General features: G+C 70.9%; 16 protein-coding genes. 8 read left to right on the forward strand and 8 right to left on the reverse strand.

What is annotated here, in order from left to right; all coding sequences use genetic code 11:
- Nucleotides 1-68 precede the first annotated feature (68 nt).
- Nucleotides 69-1007, reverse strand: a complete 939-nt coding sequence (locus ACMCNN_RS17865) for a hypothetical protein (RefSeq protein WP_412741640.1) — start codon at nucleotides 1005-1007, stop codon at nucleotides 69-71.
- A 147-nt stretch (nucleotides 1008-1154) separates the two neighbouring features.
- On the opposite strand from ACMCNN_RS17865, the gene ACMCNN_RS17870 reads away from it, so the two are divergent.
- The gene (locus ACMCNN_RS17870; RefSeq protein WP_412741641.1) at nucleotides 1155-2195 is read left to right on the forward strand and encodes a phosphatidylinositol-specific phospholipase C domain-containing protein; all 1041 of its coding nucleotides are present in this window, start codon (nucleotides 1155-1157) and stop codon (nucleotides 2193-2195) included.
- Between the two features lie 51 nt (nucleotides 2196-2246).
- Here the strand turns inward: ACMCNN_RS17870 and ACMCNN_RS17875 are convergent, their stop codons facing one another.
- Together ACMCNN_RS17875 and ACMCNN_RS17880 are read right to left on the reverse strand one after the other, a co-directional pair.
- On the reverse strand, nucleotides 2247-3236 hold the full coding sequence (locus ACMCNN_RS17875) for a CU044_5270 family protein (RefSeq protein ID WP_412741642.1): 990 nt from the start codon (nucleotides 3234-3236) through the stop codon (nucleotides 2247-2249).
- Entirely contained in the window at nucleotides 3233-3859 is a 627-nt protein-coding gene (locus ACMCNN_RS17880; protein ID WP_412741643.1) for an RNA polymerase sigma factor, read from the reverse strand. Before ACMCNN_RS17880 ends, ACMCNN_RS17875 begins: the two co-directional genes overlap by 4 nt.
- Before the next feature lie 253 nt (nucleotides 3860-4112).
- On the opposite strand from ACMCNN_RS17880, the gene ACMCNN_RS17885 reads away from it, so the two are divergent.
- From ACMCNN_RS17885 to ACMCNN_RS17905, 5 genes are all read left to right on the forward strand, one after another.
- Entirely contained in the window at nucleotides 4113-5339 is a 1227-nt protein-coding gene (locus ACMCNN_RS17885) for an Ig-like domain-containing protein (RefSeq protein ID WP_412741644.1), read from the forward strand.
- Nucleotides 5340-5480: 141 nt separating this feature from the next.
- Complete coding sequence (locus tag ACMCNN_RS17890) at nucleotides 5481-7307, forward strand: arabinofuranosidase catalytic domain-containing protein (RefSeq protein WP_412741645.1); 1827 nt, start codon at nucleotides 5481-5483, stop codon at nucleotides 7305-7307.
- Between the two features lie 301 nt (nucleotides 7308-7608).
- A complete protein-coding gene (locus ACMCNN_RS17895) occupies nucleotides 7609-8547 on the forward strand; it encodes a glycosyltransferase family 2 protein (protein ID WP_412741646.1) in 939 nt (312 codons plus the stop codon).
- Nucleotides 8547-9542, forward strand: coding sequence for a glycosyltransferase (locus ACMCNN_RS17900; protein ID WP_412741647.1), 996 nt, complete (start codon nucleotides 8547-8549; stop codon nucleotides 9540-9542). The genes ACMCNN_RS17895 and ACMCNN_RS17900 overlap by 1 nt, the downstream gene beginning before the upstream one ends.
- Nucleotides 9543-9767: 225 nt before the next feature.
- Nucleotides 9768-12032 carry a putative bifunctional diguanylate cyclase/phosphodiesterase gene (locus ACMCNN_RS17905; protein ID WP_412741648.1) on the forward strand — a complete coding sequence of 755 codons (2265 nt, stop codon included), beginning with the start codon at nucleotides 9768-9770 and terminating at the stop codon, nucleotides 12030-12032.
- A gap of 52 nt (nucleotides 12033-12084) precedes the next feature.
- Here the strand turns inward: ACMCNN_RS17905 and ACMCNN_RS17910 are convergent, their stop codons facing one another.
- The 4 genes from ACMCNN_RS17910 to ACMCNN_RS17925 form a co-directional block, all read right to left on the reverse strand.
- The gene (locus ACMCNN_RS17910; RefSeq protein WP_412741649.1) at nucleotides 12085-13452 is read right to left on the reverse strand and encodes a M14 family zinc carboxypeptidase; all 1368 of its coding nucleotides are present in this window, start codon (nucleotides 13450-13452) and stop codon (nucleotides 12085-12087) included.
- Between the two features lie 122 nt (nucleotides 13453-13574).
- Complete coding sequence (locus ACMCNN_RS17915) at nucleotides 13575-14084, reverse strand: hypothetical protein (RefSeq protein WP_412741650.1); 510 nt, start codon at nucleotides 14082-14084, stop codon at nucleotides 13575-13577.
- Between the two features lie 84 nt (nucleotides 14085-14168).
- Complete coding sequence (locus tag ACMCNN_RS17920) at nucleotides 14169-15440, reverse strand: ricin-type beta-trefoil lectin domain protein (protein WP_412741651.1); 1272 nt, start codon at nucleotides 15438-15440, stop codon at nucleotides 14169-14171.
- A gap of 8 nt (nucleotides 15441-15448) precedes the next feature.
- A complete protein-coding gene (locus ACMCNN_RS17925) occupies nucleotides 15449-17329 on the reverse strand; it encodes a glycoside hydrolase family 3 protein (RefSeq protein WP_412741652.1) in 1881 nt (626 codons plus the stop codon).
- 301 nt (nucleotides 17330-17630) lie between these two features.
- Here ACMCNN_RS17925 and ACMCNN_RS17930 point away from each other — a divergent pair, with 301 nt between their 5' ends.
- On the forward strand, nucleotides 17631-18899 hold the full coding sequence (locus ACMCNN_RS17930) for an alkaline phosphatase family protein (RefSeq protein ID WP_412741653.1): 1269 nt from the start codon (nucleotides 17631-17633) through the stop codon (nucleotides 18897-18899).
- 127 nt (nucleotides 18900-19026) lie between these two features.
- On the opposite strand, the gene ACMCNN_RS17935 is transcribed toward ACMCNN_RS17930, so the two are convergent.
- A complete protein-coding gene (locus tag ACMCNN_RS17935; protein ID WP_412741654.1) occupies nucleotides 19027-19980 on the reverse strand; it encodes a hypothetical protein in 954 nt (317 codons plus the stop codon).
- Nucleotides 19981-20182: 202 nt separating this feature from the next.
- Between ACMCNN_RS17935 and ACMCNN_RS17940 the strand changes: the two genes are divergently transcribed.
- Nucleotides 20183-21694: an alkaline phosphatase D family protein gene (locus ACMCNN_RS17940; RefSeq protein ID WP_412741655.1), complete on the forward strand. Its 1512-nt coding sequence runs from the start codon at nucleotides 20183-20185 to the stop codon at nucleotides 21692-21694.
- Nucleotides 21695-21781 lie beyond the last annotated feature (87 nt).

The raw sequence follows: 21781 nt of genomic DNA on the forward strand, positions 1-21781 counted from the left end.
TGCCTCCTGGTTACTTATCGGCAACGGGTGCGGCCCGCGGGTCGGTCACCCGCGGGCCGCCGGTGTCGTCAGAGCGTGATCGGGAGATCCTTGATCTCGCCGGGCTTCGGCTTGTCGCCCGCCACGACGACGACCTGCACCGCGGCGCGCCCTGTCGTCGCCTCCGGAATCAGGAACGACACGTACTTGTCGGGCACGATCGCGGAGGTGTACAGCGCCTCGCTCGGATAGTCGGTCGGGCCGACGGTCGTACCGTCCGGCATCTTCAGGCGCAGGTTCTCGGAGCCGAACCCGGACCCGTTGCCGCCGTCCAGATGACGCTGCAGGTCGACGCCGCACGCCAGCATCGTGTAGCCCTTCTTCGCCTGTTCGTGCGTGGGCACGACGTCGGGGCGCACCTCACAGTTCTTGATCCACACGCTCATCTCGTGGATCCGCACCTCGTGCGATCCGGACAGCACCGAGCGGGGCTCGTTGGCGACCAGCGTCCCGGCGGATCCCAGCGGGACGTGGGCCTGGGTGTTGTCCGCGTTGCCCACGATGATCTCGCCCGAGTCCAGCTTTCCCGCGAACGCGTCGTCCAACTGGAACGCCACGGTCTGCCGGCTCTTCTGCCCTCCGCCGACCAGCGTCGGGTCCACGAACCCGCCTTCGTACTGGCGGCCGCCGACGGACAGCAGAAGACCCGCATCGGGCGTGTAGTCCTGGTTCGACAGGTTCTCGGCCAGGACCTCCCCCGTGACCCGGGCGTCATCCTGCGGATCGAAGGTCAGTGTTTCGAACGTCCACTTGAAACCGAGGTACCAGACGGTCCTGCCGACGGTGAGCGTCTGCTTGGGCACCTGCGACGGCGTGGCCTCGACCACCGACGACTCGGGGCGCTCGGACGACGACGTCTTCTCCTTGGAGCCGAGCCCGCATCCGGCGACCACGACTCCGGCAACCACGAGCGCTACGAACGCGACGGTCGGGAATCGTCCGGTACGGGGAGCTGAAGATTGATTCACCACGTGGACGGTAGGTAGCGGAGCTCGCCCGGAGCAAGCGTGTTCGGGCACACCCCGATGCCCCATCAGGCAGTTTTCATTTTCATCTTCATCGATTTAGATGTCCTCGTGGCCGGCGCGCGGACCGGCCGGTCAGGAGGATTTCCGATGCGCAGATCCCGACTCCTCGTCACGGCCCTGGTCACCACGACACTCGCCACTCTGGGCACCACCACACGGGCGGACCACGCCGCGTGGGCGGCCGGGCCGGAGAGCCCGGTATCCCAGACAACCACCGTCGGGCTGCACAACACGTACGATCCGGCGACGTTCTCCTATCTCGCGCAGGCGCTGGACGAGCACCCCGGGATGATCGAACTGGACGTGTGGGTCGACATCGTCACCCGCGAATGGAAGGTCAGCCACAACAAGCCACTCGGCAACGCCAACAACTGCGTCGCGGCGACCACCGCGGCGCAGTTGTATTCGGGCAGCACCAACAAGAACCTCGAATACTGCCTGGACGACATCCGGATCTGGCTGGCCGCACACCCCGGCACCGGGCCGCTGATCCTCAAACTCGAACTCAAGGCGGGATTCAGCAGCCGGACCGGGCTCGGCCCCGCCCAGCTCGACGCGGCCATCGCCGCGCACCTCGGCTCGGCCGTGTTCACGCCCGCGGACCTGCTCGGCGACCACCCGTCGCTGGACGCCGCCGCCCGCGCGAACGCGTGGCCTACCCGGGACCGGCTCACCGGCAAGGTGATCATCGAAGTCATTCCGGGAACCGTCGAGGAGAGCAACCCCACGGACACACTGTGGACCGACGTCGAATACGCCCAGTACCTCAAGGGGCTCGCCGCCGCGGGCACCCTGTCCCGCGCCCGGATCTTCCCGGCGGTGCACAACGCCCAGACCGGTGACCCGCGGGCCCGCTACTCGGACCCGAGCCTGCGACCGTGGTTCGTCGCCTTCGACGGCGACGCGGGCCGGTACCTCGCCGGCGACATCGACACCGCCTGGTACGACAGCAACCACTACCTGCTGGTCATGACGGACGCGCAGGGCGTACCCCCGGCCGTCCCGGCGGGCGACGCGTCGGCCGCGCGGGCTCGTGTCGCCGCCCTGGCGGCCGCGCATGCCAGCGTCGCCTCCAGCGACTGGTCCACCCTCCCGGCGGTCGTGGCACTGCTCGACGATCGCGGCTGAACCCGGTGCGCGCCGGGTGCCGGCCGAGCCGGCACCCGGGCGGCCGGGCGGCTACCGGGGAACGTCGCCCTGCCGGTGGACCACGCCGCGCTCCAGGACCGCGGTGGTGCCGGTGAGCATGCCGGCCTTACCGGTCGCCGTGTCCCGGACCAGGTACGAACGCTCGCCGAGGTAGTCGAGCGTGGTCGCGTTGAAGATCCATTCGCGCCGTTCGCCGAGCTCGTCGGTGCGGCCGATCGCGACCCCGTGCCGGCCCTCCGCATCGACCGAGTCGGGCACGAGGACCACGCCGGGAATCTTCGCGGCGGCCCGGTAGAGGGCCGCGGTCACCTGCGGGGGCAGCAGCGACTCGCGCAACGCCGTACCGATGAAGTCGAACGCCTCGGCGTCCGGGCCGGTGCCCATCCCCTTGGTGTCGGCGTAGATCTTGTCGAGCAGCGCCGCCGGGTCGGTCGGCAGGTCGGCGTAGCGGCTGTTCGGGGTCGCCCCGTCCAGGCCGAACGTGTCGTCGTCCTCCCGGATCAGGCCCTCGGTGCCCTGCGCTGCGGGTACCCAGATCTCGCGCAGGTGCAGCGGCCCGAGCACCTGCGGGTCGACACCGGCCTCCCAGTGGCCCGACTTGTTGTCTTCGGAGAAGACCAGCCCGGCCGTCCTGCTCTTGATGTAGACGTACTCGTCCTTGCCGACCGGCACCGGTGGCTTCCTCCCCGCGACCAGTGCCACCCGTTCCATCAGCGGTGCCACCTTGCTGGCGTCGCCGGCCGCGACCGCCACGGTCGGGCTGGTGATCGCGGCGGCCGTGTGCCGGTTGAACACGGTCGTCGCGACGATCGCCGCGACCAGCACCGCGGCCGCGACCGGCGCGGCCATCAGCAGGAACCGGCGGCGGGGGCGCGCGGCGGCGGGGTGTTCCGAGATCTGTTGCATGAAGGCGTCCTTGAGCAGACGGTGACGGTCGGCGGGCAGCTCCGGATCCCCCGGCGGCGGCAGCAGCCGGGTCAGGTCGGCGCGCTCGGCGGCATCGGGCCCTGACTGGTTCATCGGTTCCGCTCCTGATTCGACCGGGCCGCATCGGTACGGCCATCCAGTACCTGTCCGCGGCCCGGACCGGGTTCCCGCTCGTTCGCGACGTCCGTGGTGATCTCCCGCAACCTGGTCCGGGCCCGGGACAGCCGGGACCGGACCGTGCCGATCGGTACGCCGAGCGCCTCCGCGGCCTGGGCGTAGTCGAGCCCCGACCAGACGCACAACGTGAACACCTCCCGCTCGGCCGGACGCAGCCGGCCCAGCGCGGCCGCGGCCGCGGTCAGCTGCTCGCTGTCGTGCATCCGGTTGACGATCTCGTCGGCGAAGTCCGGCATCGCCTCGGCCGGTGGCAACCGGATCAGCGCGGCGGCGTGCCGACGGGCCGCACGCCGGGTGTTGCGCAGCACGTTGACGGCGATGCCGAGCAGCCAGGGCAGCACGCTGTCGCCCTCGGGCCGCAGCTTCTCGCGTAACCGCCACGCCTCGAGGAACGTCAGCGACACGATGTCCTCGGCCACGCTCCAGCTGCCGGTGTTCCGTACGACGTGCCGGTACACCGCACCCGCATGGTCTTCGAAGAGCTGTCCGAACGTCGCGGTGTCCCCCGCGCGTATCCGGGCTCGCTGAGAAAGGTTCACGACCGGTTCTGTCCGCGCGCGGCGATGAGTTCCATGGCGATGGTCAACCTATGTCAGCGCTGCCACCATGGGATACCGCCGCGGTGGTAGCCTGCACAGTCGCTTGATCGACACTTTGAAATACCCATAGATGCCTCGAATGCAGACAACGCGACACGGGAGGTCGGAGCGTGGGCAACGATTCGCGCCTCCCTTACGTCTTGTCTTGTACGGCACGGATGGCGCCGACCGGGACCCCTCGATTGCGAGAGCCATGATTCAGCGACGTAACGTCATCATCGGCGCACTGGGCGTGGCCGCGGCCGCGGCGGTCGCCGGGTGTTCCTCCCACCGCAAGGCCGGCACCGGCGCCGCCAACTGGGTTCAGCCGGTGGCCGACACCGAGCAGCCGACCACGCCGGTCCGGCTGACCGTGACACCGGCCAGCGGGGCCACCGAGGTGTCACCGGGCAAGCCGATCGTCGTCACCGCCGAGGGTGGCACGCTGCAGACGGTCACCGTCACCGCCGGCAAGACGAAGGTCAGCGGCTCCCTGCAGAGCGACGGGACGTGGCGCTCGACCGACGACCTCGCCTACGACAAGACCTACAAGGTGGTCGCGACCGCCACCGACACCAAGGGTGTCGCGAGCGACCACACCTCCACCTTCACCACGGTGAAGCCGCACAGCCTCGCGCACGTCACGTTCCAGGCCAACGGGATGAGCGCGATCCGGACCGGCCACACGTACGGGGCGGGACAGCCCGTGATCATCGCGTTCAGCCGCGCCGTCAACAAGGCCGCGGCCGAGAAGGCCATCGAGATCGAGACCTCGCCCGCCGTCGAGGGCACGTTCCACTGGGCCAGCGACAGCACCGTGCACTGGCGCCCGGCGAAGTACTGGTCCGCCGGCACGAAGATCAAGGTGAGCGTCCAGGCGTTCGGAGTCAAACTCGGCAAGCAGGTGTACGGCGCGAAGAACGCGTCCACCCACTTCGAGATCGGACGCCAGCTGATCGCGGTCACCGACTACCGCAAGCACGTGACGAAGGTCTACATCAACGGCAAGCTCGTCCGCACCATGAAGTGCAGCCTCGGCAAGGGCGGCACCACCACGGGCGCGAAGGGCGAACACATCAGCTACTGGACGACCGGCGGTCCGCACGTCGTGCTGTCCAAGGAGCGGGTGCACAGCATGAGTTCGGAGAGCTACGGCATCACCGACCCGAAGGACCCGAACTACTACGCGCCCGAGGACGTCGAGTACTGCACCCGGATCAGTGACACGGGCGAGTTCATGCACGCCGCCCCGTGGAACCACGCGCTGGGGCGCGCGAACCTCTCGCACGGCTGCATCAACCTCAGCGTGACCGACGCCAAGTGGGTCTACGAGAACTTCATGGTCGGCGACGTCGTCGACGTGAAGAACAGCCCGCGGCCGCTCCAGCTCGGCAACGGGCTCGCCGACTGGACGATCCCCTTCCACAAGTACGGCCGCTGAGCCATCCGAACAAAAACCAACATCTTTAACCGAATATTGACGACATCAACCAGCGGGGCGTAACTTTTCGTTTACAAGGTCGACCTCCGTCAATGTCTGCCATGCCGGCACTGCGCAGACGGTCGTCAGGAGTGCATCCCCATGCGCACACCCCGCTCACTCCTCGCCTTCCCCGCCACGCTGGTGCTCGTGCTCGGCACGCTGATCGGCCTGCCCGGCGCGGCCTCCGCCGCCACGTCCCTGCCCTGTGACATCTACGGCGCCGCCGGCACCCCGTGCGTCGCCGCCCACAGCACCGTGCGGGCGCTGTTCGCCGCGTACGCCGGACCGCTGTACCAGCTCACCCGCGCCTCCGACCACGCCACCCACGACGTCGGCCTGCTGGCCGTCGGCGGCTACGCCGACGCCGGTGACCACGACGCCTTCTGCAACGGCACCACCTGTGGCATCACCCGGATCTACGACCAGAGCGCCCGGCACAACGACCTGACCGTGTCGCCGGCCGGGACCGCCGGGCCGGCCGACTACCCGGCCGACGCCAGCGAGATCGCGGTCACGGCCGGCGGTCACAAGGCGTACGGGATCTGGATCTCGCCGCAGCACGGCTACCGGCACTACGTCGGCGCGGGCGTGGCCCAGAACGGCGCGCCCGAGGGCATGTACATGGTGGCCAGCGGCACCCATGTCGGCTCCGACTGCTGCTTCGACTACGGCAATGCCGAGGCACAGGTCGCGGACACCGGCAACGGTCACATGGACGCGGTCAGCATCGCCACGACGTGCTATTTCGCGCCGTGCACCGGATCCGGGCCGTGGGTCGAGGCGGACCTGGAGAACGGCATGTTCCAGGGCGCCAACGGCTCGAACACCGCGAACCTCGGCAACAACAGCACGTTCGTCACGGCGCTGCTGAAGAACAACGGCCAGACGACGTACGCGCTCAAGGGCGGCAACTCGCAGTCCGGCGGCCTGAGCACCTGGTGGAACGGCGCCCTGCCCAACCGCGGCGGCTACCTCCCGATGCACCAGGAAGGCTCGATCATCCTCGGCACCGGCGGCGACAACAGCAACCGCAACATGGGTACGTTCTTCGAGGGCGTGATGACAGCGGGCTACCCGAGCGACGCCGCGGACAACGCGGTGCAGGCCACCATCGTGTCCGTCGGCTACTCCGGGCAGACCAACGTGCCCAACGGTCCGAAGGGGACGATCACCGGCCCCGGCGGCAAGTGCGTCGACGTGGCCGCCGACGACACCGGCCAGAACCTCGCCGCGGTGCAGCTGTGGGACTGCCAGTCGTACGCGTCCGACCAGCACTGGGCGCACTACGCCGACAACACGCTGCGGACGCTGGGACGCTGCCTCGACATCAATGGCAACGGCACGGCGGGCGGCACCCGGGTCGAGCTGTACGACTGCAACGGCGTCGGCGGCCAGAAGTGGGTGCAGCAGGCGGACGGCTCGCTGCGCAACCCGCAGTCCGGCCGGTGCCTCGACTCGCCCAGCGGCGCCACCGGCAACGGCACCCGCCTGCAGATCTGGGACTGCAACTCGTCGGCGGCCCAGCAGTTCGCCGTCAACGGCGGCGGCACCACCGTCGGACCGGCCGGCAAGTGCGTGGACGTCGCGGCCGACGACACGGGCGGCAACGGTACGGCCGTGCAGTTGTGGGACTGCCAGTCGTACGCCGTCGACCAGCACTGGTTCCACAGCGCCAACGGCTCGTTGCGTACCCTCGGCCGCTGCCTGGACGTCAACGGCAACGGCACGGCGGGCGGCACCCCGGTCGAACTCTGGGACTGCAACGGCGTCGGCGGCCAGGTGTGGCAGCAGCAGGCCGACGGCTCGCTGCGCAATCCGCAGTCCGGCCGCTGCCTGGACTCCCCCAGCGGCGCCTCGGCCAACGGCACCCGGCTGCAGATCTGGGACTGCAACGGCAGCGCCGCGCAGAAGTTCGCCCTCAGCTGACCCTTCCCGCGGTCCCGGGCGGAACGTGCCCGGGACCGGGGCGGGCGATGCTGCGGCGGTCGGAGGACCAAGACGATCGGGGACTGGGCCCGGCACGTGCGCGAGTACTTCTACTCGCCGGACGGGGTCCTGCTGCTCGACAGGCTCCAGGTCGCCTGTCTAACCGAAAAGCCACGCGGATTCTTCTCAGGTTCGTCGCGGGCCGGCCGACGGCATGGGTTTGAGCCCCCGACGAAAGGTCCGTGCGTTGATGGAAGACCGCCGCAGCACGCCCCCCGGAGCGCCCCGCCGGGAACGCCGCTTGGCGCCGCAGGCTTCCGGCCCCCGCGACCGCCGCAGCACGCCGCGGGGAGCGCCCCGCCGGGCCCCGCTGGTCAGCGTGGTCATCCCGACGCTGAACGAGGCACGGAACCTGCCGCACGTGTTCGCCGCGCTGCCGGAGACGCTGCACGAGGTCGTCCTGGTCGACGGCGGTTCGACGGACGACACCGTCGAGGTGGCCCGCCGGCTGCGGCCCGACGTGGTGGTCGTGCAGCAGACCCGTACCGGAAAGGGCAACGCCCTGGCCGTGGGGTTCGAGGCCTGCACCGGCGACGCGATCGTGATGATCGACGCGGACGGGTCGACCGACCCGGCCGAGATCACCCAGTTCGTGGAGGCGCTGACCAGCGGCGCCGAGTTCGCCAAGGGCTCGCGGTTCGGCGTGGGCGGCCACAGCAAGGACATCACCCCGTTGCGCCGGGTCGGCAACGAGGGGCTGAACCTGGTCGTCAACACGCTGTTCAACACCAGGTTCACCGACCTCTGCTACGGCTACAACGCCTTCTGGCGGCGGGTGGTGCCGGTGATGGACCTGCCCTCCACCAAGCTGGCCGCGCGGTCCGACGGCAAGAAGCTGTGGGGTGACGGCTTCGAGATCGAGACCCTGATCAACATCCGGGTGGCCAGCAGCGGCATGCGGGTCAAGGAGGTCTCCAGCATCGAGCACCTGCGCATCCACGGGACCAGCAACCTCAACACGTTCCGCGACGGGATGCGGGTGCTGCGCACCATCCTCAGCGAGTTCCAGCGCCGTACGGCGCAGCGGCGTGCCGCCGCGAGGGCCGCCGCGCCGTCGAAGCTCCGGACGCGCAGCAAGACCGTGCCGGTGCTCGCCGTCCCGGGCGGCAACTGGTACGGGCGGGTGGACGCGCTGCTCACCGCGGAGACCGTGATCGCGCAGAACGGCGAGGCCGCTTGATGGCCGGCGAGGTCAGCGTCGTCATTCCCTGCCACACGGAGCGCAACTGGGACACCCTGGTCAGCGCCGTCGCCTCGGCGCTCGGCCAGCGCCCGGCCGCGCCGGCCGAGGTGATCGTGGTGGTGGATCACAACCCGGCCCTGCTCGCACGCGTCCGCCGCGAGCTGACCGGCGTCACCGTGCTGGAGAACCGGTTCGAGCGGGGCGCCTCGGGCACCCGCAACACCGGCTCCTGGCACACCACCACCCCGCTGATCGCCTTCCTGGACAGCGACATCGCGGCGGACGAGGACTGGCTCGCCCAGCTCGTCGAGCCGTTCGCCGACCCGGAGGTGGTCGGTACCGGCGGGGCCATCGCGCCCGCCTGGAGCCGCTCGCGCCCGAGCTGGCTGCCCGACGAGCTGCTCTGGGCGGTCGGCGCGTCGTACACCGGCATGCCCACCACCACGGCGCCGGTGCGCAACGTCTGGTCGGCCAGCATGGCCGTGCGCCGGGAGGTGTTCGCCGAGGTCGGCGGGTTCCGCGACGGGTTCGGCAAGATCGGCGACCGGAACCGGCCCGAGGACACCGAGCTGTGCCTGCGGATGAGCGAGAACGGCGGCCGCTGGATGTACGTGCCGGGCGCCGTGGTCGAGCACGCCGTGCCGCCGGAGCGGTCCACGTTCCGCTTCTTCCTGCGGCGCTGCTACGCCGAGGGCCGCGGCAAGGTGCAGATGGCCCGGCTGCTGCGCGGGCCGCGCACGCTCGGCGCCGAGCGGTCGTACCTGAGCCGCACCCTGCCGCGCGCGGTGCTGCGCGAGGCGTCCGGCGCGGTGCGCACCGCCGGGCCGGGCCGGGCCCAGCACGCCTCCCGCGCCGGGACGGTGGTGGCGGCGGTGGCCGCGGCCGCGGTCGGTGGCGCCGTGGAGACCCTCGGCGCGGCCCGGCGGGAACGCCGTACGGCCGGGGCCGACGCGGTCGTTCCCCGGTCGGGGTCGCTCGCACGGTCGGAGTGATCCCGGCCGCCGGCCGGACTGCCATCTCGATGCCCTGCGGGTCTTGTCCGTGCCCACGGGCGCTGTGACGACCGTCGAGGGCACCGGGAAACCCGCCGTGCTCAGCAACCGGGCCACGTGGCCCGGCTGCTGGCGGTGGCCGTAGAGGTCGGCGCGGCGTCAGGTCGATCCGGATCGCAGGGCGATGGCAACGTGCCTGCACCCGACGGCCGGTATCCATATGCCGTGACCCGTGAAAAGGCAGACGTTTCAGGAGCCGTCGCCAACCGTTGGTATCTCGCCGTCGGCGGGGCCGTCGTGCTGGTCGGCACGCTGCTCCCCCTCGGGATACGCCTCTGGCTGTACATCGCGGTCGCGGCGTCGGTCATGGGGGCCGTCACGATCGGCACCCGCCGGCACCGGCCGGCCTGGACCGCCCCCTGGTGGCTGATGGTCGCGGCGGTGGCGTCGTCGTTAGTGGCCAACGCAGGCTGGGCGTTGTCACTGACACCGGCCGGGGTGCCGCGGTTCCCGTCGTTCGGTGATCTCTTCTACGCCCTCATGCTGGTGCTGCTGGTGCTGAGCAACTACTGGTGGGTCCGTCCCGGGCAGCGCCGCGGCGGCGCCGTGGAGGCCGCCATCGTGACGCTGGGCGGCGGCGCGGTCTCGTGGTCGGTGGTGATCGAGCCGTTGCTGTTCGACGGCCGGTTCGGCGGACTGCGGCTGGCCAGCTACCTCTGCTACGCCGCCACCGACCTGATCTTCCTGGTGCTGACCGTGCGCGTCGTGATGGTCTCGCGGGTACGCACACCCGCGTACCGGCTGATGGTCGGCGCCAGCAGCCTGCTGATCATCAGCAACACCGTGAACTTCGCGGGGCTGCTCTCCGGCACGGACCTCGACCGGCTGGTCGCGATCGGCTGGCTGGGGTCCTACCTGCTCATCGGCGGCGCGGCGCTGCACCCCTCGATGGCGCTGAGCACCGGCACCGTCACCCGCAACTCGGCACCGACGTCGCGGGGACGGCTCGTGCTGTACGTCGCGCTGATCCTGGGCATCGGTGCGCTGACGGTGGCCAGCCTGGCGACCGACGTCGGTGGGCGCTCGCCCCGTACGATCGGGCTGGTGCTGCTCGGCGGCGCGATGTCGATCCTGCTCATCGTGCGGATGGCGCAGCTCGCCGCACTGCTCAGCCGCCGTTCCCGGTTGGACGGTCTCACCGGGCTCGGCAACCGGGCGCGCTTGCAGGACGGCCTGGACGCCGCCGGCCGCCGGGAGCAGGTGCTGCTACTGGTCGACCTCGACGGCTTCCGCGACCTCAACGACAGCTTCGGCGACCGGATCGGCGACGCGGTCCTGGTGGAGACCGCCCGCCGGCTCCGCGCGGTCCTGCCCGACCGGGCCACGGTGGTCCGCATCAGCGGCGACGAGTTCGCCGTACTCACCGACGGGCGCGACGGCGCCACCGTGGCCCAGAACATCCTCGACGCGCTGCACACGCCGTACCGGCTGCCGGGGATTCCGGCCCGGCGCATCGCCGCCAGCATCGGCGTCGTGCCGCTGGGCGCGAACGGCCCCCGCCGGTACGCGCTACGCGACGCCGACCTGGCGCTGCGCAGCGCCCGGCTGGCGGGCGGCCAGCAGTACGCCGTCTACGACGCCGCCGTGCACGCAGAACGGCTCGCCAACACCCAACTCGTGGCCGACCTGCACCGGGCCCTCGAGGACGGGGAGTTCACCGTGCATTACCAGCCCATCGTGGCACTGGCCACCGGCGACATCGTGGAGGCCGAGGCGTTGCTGCGCTGGACCCGTCCCGACGGCACCGTCATCCCGCCCGGGCGGTTCATCCCGCTGGCCGAGCAGAGCGGCGCCATCGTGGCGATCGGGGCCTGGGTGCTGGCCCAGGTCTGTGCCGACCTGGGAGCCCTGCACCGGGAGCACGGGCTGTCCGTGACCGTGAACGTCTCCGCCCAGCAGCTGCGCGACCCGCGGTTCGCCCATCACGTCCTCGACCTGCTGCAGCGCAACGACCTGCCGGGCTCGGCGCTGATCGTCGAGATCACCGAAACGGTGCTCGTCACGTCGGTCGTCGACGCCGGCACGGTCACCGAACAGCTGCAGATCCTGCGCGACCACCAGGTACGCATCGCCATCGACGACTTCGGCACCGGGTACTCGTCGCTGGCCTACCTGCGCCAGCTGCCCGTCGACATCCTGAAGATGGACGGCTCCTTCACCGCGTTGCAGATCGAGGAGGGCACCGAGCGGGACCTCGCCTTCATCCGCGCGATCCTGGAGCTGAGCCGCAACCTCGGGCTGCAGACCATCGCCGAGGCCGTGGAGACCGCCGCACAGGCCGACCGGCTGCGCCAGCTCGGCTGCGACCTCGCACAGGGCTACCACTTCGCCCGGCCCGCGCCGCTCACCGCGCTGCACGAGATCATGAGCGAGCGCCACGACCCGGCCACCGCCGCGGCGCTCACCGCGGCGAGGGGCGCGGCCGCCTGACCGGCCGTGGCCCTTCCCCCGCCTCGGGAGGGAAGGGCCACGGCCGCCGTGCTCAGTGACCGGTCGGGTACGGGCGTGCCGCCGCGCTCGCCAGGGTCATGAAGGCGGGCAGGTTGAGGTTCCAGAAGCCCGACATGCACGAGTAGCGCGGGAAGAAGCCGCTGCACGAGGAGGAGTTCGGGCCCACCTCGATGGTGTAGCCGGGAACGCCCCGCGTGCCGTAGATCCAGTCGTCGGTCGCGCCGGGCGCGAAGTAGTTCAGGCCGCCGTCACCGTGCACGACGTCGTAGTGGTTGGACTGGCTCATGGCCGTGGCGATCGTCCGCAGGTCGTCGTTGTTCGGCGCGAGCGTGTTGGTCCACCCGTACGGATAGATGTCGAGCTCGGCGTAGCTGTGCAGGGTGAGGAACGTGCCGGTGGTGTCGGTGGTCGCCGGCGAGAAGTCGGCGGCGGGTTTGGTGTCGCGGTAGATGCCGGCCAGCAGGTTCTGGATGCCCTGCGTCTCCGGCTCGCTGGCCGCGCTCGTGCCCGGATAGGTCTCGCTGCACTTGGTGCCCTGGTTGACGTCCCAGTGGTAGCTGGAGTTGCGGTTGAGGTCGACGCCGCGGCCGGTGCCGGAGCATCCGTTGTCGTGGGCGTTCTTGCGCTGGGAGACGGGCCGGTTGGAGTTCGACGAGACGATGTCGACGCCGTCCGGGTTGGCGATCGGGATGACCCACAGCTCGGTGGTGTCCATCAGCCGCGTCACGTCGGCGTTGCGGCCGTAGTTGTTCACCAGGTAGTCGATCCACATGTACGCCAGCTCGCCGGTCGCGAGCTCGCGGGCGTGCATCTGGGCCATGAGGGTGAACTTCGGCTTCGCACCGCTGGTGTTGAGCGCGCAGTCCCCCGCCTGGAGCTTGGTGATGCACAGGGCCTGGATGTCGTGGCCGCCCCTGTTCTGGGTCTTCAGCCACGACTGGCCGATGCTGCGCAGGACGACCAGGTCGGGATGGGCCGAGGCGACCTGCTGGTTGTGGGCCTCGTGCCCGGCCGCGGTGTGGTAGCCGCCGTAGTAGGTCCCGGCCGCCGCCCGGAACGTCGCGGCCACCGGCTGGTAGAGCGGGCCGGCGTAGCGCACCGTCAGGCCGCGGTGCCGCAGCCGCTGGGCGTCCTCGGCGGTCGCCAGGATCGGTACGCCGTGGGTCACCGGCCCTTCGAGCACGTCGTAGCCGCGCCGGGTGAGGTCGGCGGCCAGACCGGCACCGGTCGTGGCCGGCGAGGTGACGTCGTAGTAGGCCTGTTCGGAGGTGTCCGGGACGGCCGCGGCGGCGCTGCCGGGCACCGCCATCCCGGCGCCGAGCAGGGGTAGCAGGAGGGCCGCGGTGGCGGCGAGCGAGCTGCGGAGGCGCGACCGGCGGAAGAGCGCGAACCTGGTCATCGGTACCTCGATCGTGGGTGGCCCGGCGTCACCGTGCACCGGGACGTTGGGTATCCACGATGATCGATATAGCCGTTCCCGTCAACATTATGAACGCGTGCCCCTCAGCGCCCGGTTCAGCATCACTTGCGCAGGTGGCGAACTGTCGGCGCCACTCCGCGTACCCGTGGTGGTTGAGCCCGGCCGGTCGGCCGCCGGGCCAGCTGCCGCAGCCGCCGCTCGACCACCTGGTCGACGTGCAGGGCGATCCAGGTGCAGACAGCGGCCAGCGGCAACTCGATCAGCAGCGCCGACAGGACCGCCTCCGGCACGTCGGCGCGACGCGACGTGGTCATGTCGAACCAGGCGTCCACGACCAGCATGGTCGCGGTCGAGGCGGCCAGCAGCCCGACGATCTGCCGCCCCCGCGCCGCCGCGAACGCGGTGGCGAGCAGGACCACGACGAGCATGATGTCGAAGCCCACCCACGCGGCGCGGTAGTTGTGGGTCCGTTCATGATCCGGCAGCGTGGCCGCCAGGTACGCGGTCCACGGGATCGTGGCCGCGCCGAGCACGGCGAACACCGGCGCCACCCACCGCGGCGCGGGTTCGAGCCGGACGGCCTCGCTCACCGCATCGTCCGGAACACCCATACGTTCAGCATGCCACCCGCCGCCCCGGTGGCGCGGGGCGTCCACCAGGGCGGCGTTCGGGGTGTGTTCGAGGTGTGTTCGAGGTCAGACCACGCGCCACTTCTGTCGGGGTTCGCCCGTGCATGCGTGCAGCTCGGCCGGGGTGCCGTTCGGCAGGTCGGCGTCGCGCAGGTCGAGGCAGCGGTCGTCGGGGCCGCGCAGTTCGCCCGCCCCGGTGAGGGTCCACCGCTGCTGGGCGGCGCCGGTGCAGGCCCAGATGCGTACGGCGGAACTCGCCGGGTCGGCGTCGAGGCACTTGTCCGCGAACCCGCGCAGCGCGCCGTCCGTGGTGAACGTCCACCGCTGGTTCGCCGCGCCCGCGCAGTCCCACAGCTGTGCCGGGGTGCCGTCGGCGGCGGCCGCGTCGCGGACGTCCAGGCAACGGGTGTTCGCCGCGCGCAGCTCGACCGTGCCGTCCGTGGCGGGTCCGGGGACCTCGTACTGCCGGGACAGCCACGGGCGGTAGACGGACGGGCCGCCGCCCGCGGTGGGGTCGGCGTCGCACGAGGCGTCGTCCCTGCACCCGAGGAGCTCGTCGAACGCGGCGTACGCGTAGAACGTCGCCTTCTTCAGCTCCAGGTCGGCGCCCGTGACGTTGGCCGGCAGCTCGCTGATCGAGTACGCGCGGTACGCGGCCGTCCGGTGCGGCGTGGTGAGCAGCCGCTGCGCGGCGTACGCGAAGTACGCGGCGGCGTGGTGGTCGTGGTGATCGCGGTCGCCGCCGTCGACGCCGACCGGTCCGCTGTCGCCGCGGAAGTCCTGCAGCCGGACGACGTCCGGACCGGCCTGCGCGAGCAGACCCTGCAGGACGGAGATGAGTTCCGCGCGGGTGTACCCGGCGGTTCCGTCCACGCCTGTGATGCGCCCGATCTGCCCCTCCCAGAGCTTCTGCAGGCTCTGGGCGCCGTACCGGTCGGAACCGCGGCCGTCGAAGCCGTCGGGCAGGCGCAGGAAGACCAGCTCGACCTGCGTCCCGGCCAGCCGCGACACGCGCAGCTCGCGGCCCTCCACGGTGGTGGTCCCGGGAGACCACTCGTTCGGGCGGCCCGCCATCGTCGCGTACGCCGCCTGCTCGCCGGTTTCCCGTGCGGACCAGTACCCGACGTCGCGGCCCGCGTCGCCGGCGGTGACGTACACGGTCCGGACGCACTTGTCGGCGCGGATGTCGCGCTGCAGGTCGGGATTCATGAACAGCAGGTCGTCGTCCTCGTGGGCGACGATCTGCACGGAGCAGGGTAGTGCGGCCGCGACGGCGGCCGTGGGTGCGGGGATCAGGAACGCCAGCGCGAGGCCGGCGGCGATCAGAGTGCGTTTCATGACAACCCTCACGGTTCGACGTTCGGCGTGGGCGCGGCGGGCAGGGGGATGACCGGGTCGTAGGTCAGGCCGTATCCGTACGGGAACAGCGGTGTCTTGCCGTCGCCCTCGTTGATCGGCTGCTGGGTGACGTCGCGCGCCCAGCTCACCGGCAGCTTCCCGGTGGGCCGGACCGCGCCGAACAGCACGTCGGCCACGCCCTGGCCCTCGGTGCCGGGCAGCCAGCCGGCGACCAGTGCCGACATGTCCGGCAGTTCGGCGGTGACGTCCAGGGGACGGCCGGAGAGCAGCACCGTGACCACCGGAACGCCGGACGCCTTGAGCCGGGCCAGCAGCGCCTGATCCTCGGCGTCGAGCCGCAGGTCGTCCTTGCGGTCGCCGTACTCCTCGGCGTACGGCTTCTCGCCGATGACGGCGATGGCGGCCGCGTAGGAGGCGTCGATGCCGTCACCCTCGCGGTCGTAGGTCACGGTGGTGCCGGGCGCGACAGTGTTCCGGATGCCCTGCAGCACCGTCGTTCCCGGGGTGCTCGGCCCGTCGACGCCCTGCCACTTCATGGTCCAGCCGCCGCTCTGGAAGCCGATGTTGTGGGCCGACTTGCCCGCGACGAAGATCTTCCCCGGCGCCTTCGCCAGCGGCAGGACGCCGTTGTTCTTCAGCACGACCTGCGATTTCTGTACGGCCTCCCGGGCGAGGGCCCGGTGCTCCGCACTGCCCACGGTGGACGCCCCGCTGCGGTCGGCGAACGGCCGCTCGAACAGCCCCAGTTCGAACTTCTTCGTGAGGATGCGGCTGACGGCGTCGTCGATGCGCGCCTGGCTGACCCGGCCCGCGTTCACCTCGTCGCGCAGCAGCCGGATGAACTCCCGGTACCAGTAGTTCTCGGGAACCATGAAGACGTCGATGCCGGCGTTCACACCGGTGCGGACCTTCTCGGGGGTGTAGACGTAGTTGTCGTCCAGCCGGGCGATGCCGTCCCAGTCGGTGATCACGATGCCCTTGAAGCCCAGTTCGCCCTTGAGGACATCGGTGATCAGGTACTTGTCGCTGTGCAGCTTCTGCCCGTTCCAGCTGGAGTACGACATCATCACGCTGGCCACGTTGCGCTGGACGGCCGCGCGGAAGGGCGCGAGGTGGACGGCCCGCAGCTCCTCCTCGCTGATCTGCGCGTCGCCCTGGTCGACGCCGCCGGTCGTACCGCCGTCTCCGACGTAGTGCTTCGCGGTCGCGAGGATCGAGGTGGGCGCGCTCAGGGACGTGCCCTGCATTCCGGTGATCAGGCTGGTCATCGCGCTGGGGTCCGCGGGCGTCTCACCGAACGATTCGTAGACCCGGCCCCAGTGGTCGTCGCGGGCGACGCAGAGGCACGGCGAGAACGTCCAGTCGATGCCGGTCGCCGCCACCTCGGCGGCGGTGACTCGGCCGACCCGCTCCACCAGCGCCGGGTCGCGGGTCGCGCCGAGCCCGACGTTCTGCGGGAAGACGGTGCCGCCGTACACGTGGTTGGCGCCGTGCACGGCGTCGATGCCGAACATGATGGGAATGCCCAGCGGCGTCTCCAGCGCACCGCGCTGGTAGCTGTCGACCAGGTCGGCCCAGACCTGCGGGGACTGCGGCTCGGGCCCCTCGCCGCCACCGGCCATCATCGAGCCGAGGCGGTAGTCCCGCACGTCGGCGGGGGTGGCGTAGTGCCGCTCCGCCTGGACCATCTGGCCGATCTTGTCGTCCAGGGTCATGCGCTGGAGCAGATCCTCGACGCGGGCCGCGACGGGCTGCGACGGGTCCTTGTAGACGGGGTCGGCGGCCGAGGCGGCGCGGGGCGCGAGCGTCACGACGCTGGCACACAGCACGACGGACACGGCAGCGGCTATCGATCGGATGGTGGGCACGCTCATCCTCGGGTCGGGTGACTTGGCGGTGCCGGACTTTATTCGCTGCAGAAAAAATCCGCGTGACGCGGGCGGGCCATGAGGTGCGATCCTCGCCACGTTCCCGGCCCGGCGGGCCGTCGGACCAGGCCAGCAACACATTCAGGGTCATGACCAAGCTCACAAGATTGCCCAGCGGACCGAGGGCCTCGCACCCACCGGCGACCCCGCAGCCGTCACGCGCCGTGGTGGGGGCCGACCGTATTCGCATCTTCAGTACGAGAGATATTCAGGTTCGTCGATTATTGCGAGACTCCCTCACATGAATCCTGTGACCCGACGGGAATTCCTGGCCGGCTCGGCCGCCGTAGCAGCGGGGATACTCGTCGCCCCGTCCACGGCGTACAGCGACACCGAGCTACCCGACCCGGCCGACTCCGGCATCGACCACATCGTGGTCGTCATGATGGAGAACCGCTCCTTCGACCACTACCTGGGCTGGCTGCCCGGCGCCGACGGCATCCAGGCCGGCCTCAGCTACACCGACGCCGCCGGCACCGCACACCCGACCCACCACCTGCTGTCGCCGAACGGCTGCGGCTTCCACGACCCGGACCATTCGTACGACGGCGGGCGCGTCGAACTCAACGACGGTGCCTGCGACGGCTGGCTGCGTGCCGGCTCCAACGACCTGCTCTCCATCGGCTACTACGAGCGGGCCGACCTCGGCTTCTACGGCAAGGCCGCACCACAGTGGACGGTGTGCGACAGGTACTTCGCGGCGATGATGGCGCCGACCTACCCCAACCGGTTCTTCCTGCACTCGGCGACCACCGACCGGATCACCACCTCGATCGACCGGATCGCCCGGATGCCGGCCATCTGGGACCGGCTCACCGCGGCCGGTGTGAGCGGCCGCTACTACTACAGCGACGTCCCGTTCACCGCGCTGTGGGGCACCCGGTACCTCGGCATCAGCCGGCGTATCAGCGACTTCTACTCGGCCGCCGCGGCGGGGACGCTGCCCGCGGTGAGCTTCGTCGAGCCGGCGTTCCTGGGCGAGGCCGTGCCGGGTCTGGCGGAGGACGAGCACCCGCTCGCCGACATCCGCCTCGGCCAGGCCTTCCTCGGCAAGGTGCACGACGCCGTGGTGAGCTCACCCAACTGGGGACGCACGGTCCTGGTCATCACGTACGACGAGTGGGGCGGCTTCTTCGACCACGTGCCGCCGCCCGTCGGCGAGGACCCCAACCCCGAGCTCGGTACGGGCCTGCGCGGCTTCCGGGTGCCATGCACCGTCATCTCCCCCCGGGCCCGCCGCGGCCACGTGGCCCACGGCCTGTACGACCACACGTCGATCCTGAAGATGATCGAGTGGCGGTTCGGCCTCGCGCCGCTGACCGTCCGCGACGCGGCGGCCAACAACCTCGCCGAGGTCCTCGACTTCGGCTCCCCCGCCGACACCACCGCTGCGCGGTACAACGTGCCCCGTCCGCTCACCCTCGGCTGCCTTCTCCCGGATCACACCCACAGCGGCGACGACTGGCCCGAACTCCAGAAGGTCGCCCGGCAGCGCGGCTTCCCGACCTGACAGCCTTGCTGGCGGTTCCTCGGCCAGCTTGCTGGGGTTTCCTCGGCCAGCGCGGTGCCCCGGATCCGGCGCGGACGGGCGCCGGATCCGGGGCGGTGCGGCAACGCTGCGCGCCGCCGGGATCGGATCAGGACAACGGTGGCCCGAGCCGGTTCACGTAGATCGCGTTGTCGGTGCCGCGGACGAACAGGTTCAGGACGTTCTGGTACACCCCGGCGCCGGGCCCGGAGGTGGTCGCGCCGCCACCGGGCACCTGCGACCAGCCGGACCAGGCGCTGCTCAACGAGTTGAGGTAGATCGCGTTGTCCGTGCCCCGGACGAACACGCCGAGCTCACCGCGGTAGACCACGGCGGCCGGGGACGACGGGGTGCGGCCGCCACCGGGCACCAGCGACCACCCGGACCAGCTGGACGCCAGCTTGTTCACGTAGATCGCGTTGTCGGTGCCCTGCACGATCAGGTACAGCGTGCTCTGGTAGACCACGGCCGCCGGGCCCGACGGCGTCGCTCCCCCGCCGACCACCTCGGACCATCCGCTCCACGAGCTGGTGTAGCGGTTGCCGTAGATCCGGTTGTCGGTGCCCTGAACGAACAGGTACAGCGTGCTCTGGTAGACCACCGCCGCGGGCGCGCCGTGGGTGGCCCCGCCGCCGGGAACCTGGGACCAGCCGGACCACGACGTGCCGTTCAGCCGGTTGAGGTAGATCCGGTCGTCCGTGCCGCGGACGAACAGGTAGAGCTGTGACTGGTACACCACGGCCGCCGGGCCGGAGGTGGTGGCGCCGCCACCGGGCACCTCGCTCCAGCCGGACCAGAGCACCCCGTTGTGCCGCTGCACGTAGATCCGGTTGTCCGTGCCCCGGACGAACACGTACTGGATGTCGTTGTAGCTGACGGTTGCGGGTGAGTCGTTCGTCGCGCCGCCGCCCGGAACCTGCGACCAGCCCGACCAGCCCGACGGCAGCGCCGCCCGGGCCGCGGTCGGCTGCCCCCCGATGAGCGCCATCGCCGCCACGATCGCCACGATGCCCGCGACGGCGGCGCGAACGAACCGCCGGCCGACGCCCTGCTGAGCCATCACTTGTCTCTCCTCGTGATCAGTCGTGCACATTCGGCACGCCTGAGATCGACCGTAGTCGATGGTTGTGACCACAATGGAGGGACGGCATTACGACCCGTGAAACCTTGTTCCCGCGGAGCCACCGGTGCGGCGGTGACGGACGTTCAGGCGGCGGCCAACTCCACCACGCCTGCCCGTCAGGTTCGGCCGGTAGGCCCATGCCATGACCAGGATTGATCGACGAACACTCTTGAAGGCCGGCGGCGCCCTGTTCGTGGCACCGGCGTTCGGTGTCCGGCGGGAGGGGCGACCGGCGCTCACCCACGGCGTCCAGAGTGGCGACGCCACCGCCGACTCCGCCGTCGTCTGGACCCGCGCCGACCGGCCGAGCCGGATGTGGGTGCAGGTGAGCCGCCGTCCGGACTTCCGCGGTGCGCGGCTCGTCCGCGGGCCGGTGCTGACACCCGACACCGACCTGACCGGAAAGGTACGCCTGACCCGCCTGCCGAGCGGGACGCCGGTGCACTACCGGGTCCGGCTGGAGAGCCTGGACCGGCCGGGGCTGTCCAGTGAGCCGCTGACCGGCCGGTTCGTCACCGCCCCGACGGCCCGGCGGGACATCCGGTTCGTGTGGACCGGCGACGTGGCCGGTCAGGGCTGGGGCATCGATCCCGCGTACGGTGGGATGAAGATCTTCGCGTCGATGCGCGACCGCCGCCCCGACTTCCTGCTGCACAGTGGCGACACCATCTACGCCGACAACCCGATCCCCGCCTCCGTGACGCTGCCCGACGGGCGGGTCTGGCAGAACCTGGTCACGCCGGAGAAGGCGAAGGTGGCCGAGACGCTGGCCGAGTTCCGGGGCCAGTACGCGTACAACCTCCTGGACGACGCGTACCGGGGGTTCGCGGCCGAGGTGGCGCAGGTGAACCAGTGGGACGACCACGAGGTCCTGAACAACTGGTATCCCGGCGAGGTGATCGACGACGCCCGGTACACAGAGCGCCGGGTCGACGTGCTGGCGTCGCGCGCGCACCGGGCGTACCACGAATGGCTGCCGCTGTCGGCGGCCGACGGGCCGGTGTACCGGAAGCTGTCGTACGGACCGCTGCTGGACGTGTTCGTGCTGGACATGCGCACGTTCAAGGACCCCAACGACGCCGACGTGTACGCCGACCCGGACCGTGGCCTGCTCGGTGCGGCGCAGCGGCAGTGGCTGATCGACGGGCTGCTCAGCTCCCGCGCCACCTGGAAGGTGATCGCCAACGACCTGCCGCTGGGACTGGTCGTCCCGGACGGGCCGGGCGCCCGGGAGGGGGTGGCCCAGGGTGACGACGGCGGCCCGCTCGGCCGGGAACTGGAGTTCGCGACAGTGTTGCGCACCGCGCACCAGCACGGCGTGACGGGCCTCGTGTTCCTCACCGCGGACGTGCACTACACGGCCGCGCACCACTACGACCCGGCGCGGGCCGCCGTGCCGGACTTCACGCCGTTCTGGGAGTTCGTGTCCGGCCCGGCGCACGCCGGTGGGTTCGGGCCCAACCAACTGGACGCCACGTTCGGCCCGCAGGCGGTGTTCGTGCACGCGCCGCCCGTGGCGAACAGCTCGCCCGCCGACGGGTACCAGCACTTCGGCGAGGTGAACATCGACGGCCGCTCGGGCGCGCTGACGGTGGACCTGCGCGACCGCGACGGCGTATCGCTCTGGTCGACGACGTTGTCCCCGCCCTCCTGATCCGCCGGGGCCGGGCGCGGTGAGCGTCCGGCCCCGGCGGCGGCGCGAGTGGTCAGCTGATGTCCGGAGAGCGGCGGGCGACCGACG

Source organism: Krasilnikovia sp. MM14-A1004 (genome assembly GCF_047159485.1).
Classification (GTDB): domain Bacteria; phylum Actinomycetota; class Actinomycetes; order Mycobacteriales; family Micromonosporaceae; genus Actinoplanes.

Bases quoted from the DNA above. Each gene is read 5' to 3' on its own strand.
- ACMCNN_RS17910 (WP_412741649.1), bottom strand. From the start codon at position 13,452: ATGACCAGGTTCGCGCTCTTCCGCCGGTCGCGCCTCCGCAGCTCGCTC.
- ACMCNN_RS17875 (WP_412741642.1), bottom strand. From the start codon at position 3,236: ATGAACCAGTCAGGGCCCGATGCCGCCGAGCGCGCCGACCTGACCCGG.
- ACMCNN_RS17920 (WP_412741651.1), bottom strand. From the start codon at position 15,440: ATGAAACGCACTCTGATCGCCGCCGGCCTCGCGCTGGCGTTCCTGATC.
- ACMCNN_RS17915 (WP_412741650.1), bottom strand. From the start codon at position 14,084: ATGGGTGTTCCGGACGATGCGGTGAGCGAGGCCGTCCGGCTCGAACCC.
- ACMCNN_RS17940 (WP_412741655.1), top strand. From the start codon at position 20,183: ATGACCAGGATTGATCGACGAACACTCTTGAAGGCCGGCGGCGCCCTG.
- ACMCNN_RS17870 (WP_412741641.1), top strand. From the start codon at position 1,155: ATGCGCAGATCCCGACTCCTCGTCACGGCCCTGGTCACCACGACACTC.
- ACMCNN_RS17930 (WP_412741653.1), top strand. From the start codon at position 17,631: ATGAATCCTGTGACCCGACGGGAATTCCTGGCCGGCTCGGCCGCCGTA.
- ACMCNN_RS17885 (WP_412741644.1), top strand. From the start codon at position 4,113: ATGATTCAGCGACGTAACGTCATCATCGGCGCACTGGGCGTGGCCGCG.
- ACMCNN_RS17890 (WP_412741645.1), top strand. From the start codon at position 5,481: ATGCGCACACCCCGCTCACTCCTCGCCTTCCCCGCCACGCTGGTGCTC.
- ACMCNN_RS17900 (WP_412741647.1), top strand. From the start codon at position 8,547: ATGGCCGGCGAGGTCAGCGTCGTCATTCCCTGCCACACGGAGCGCAAC.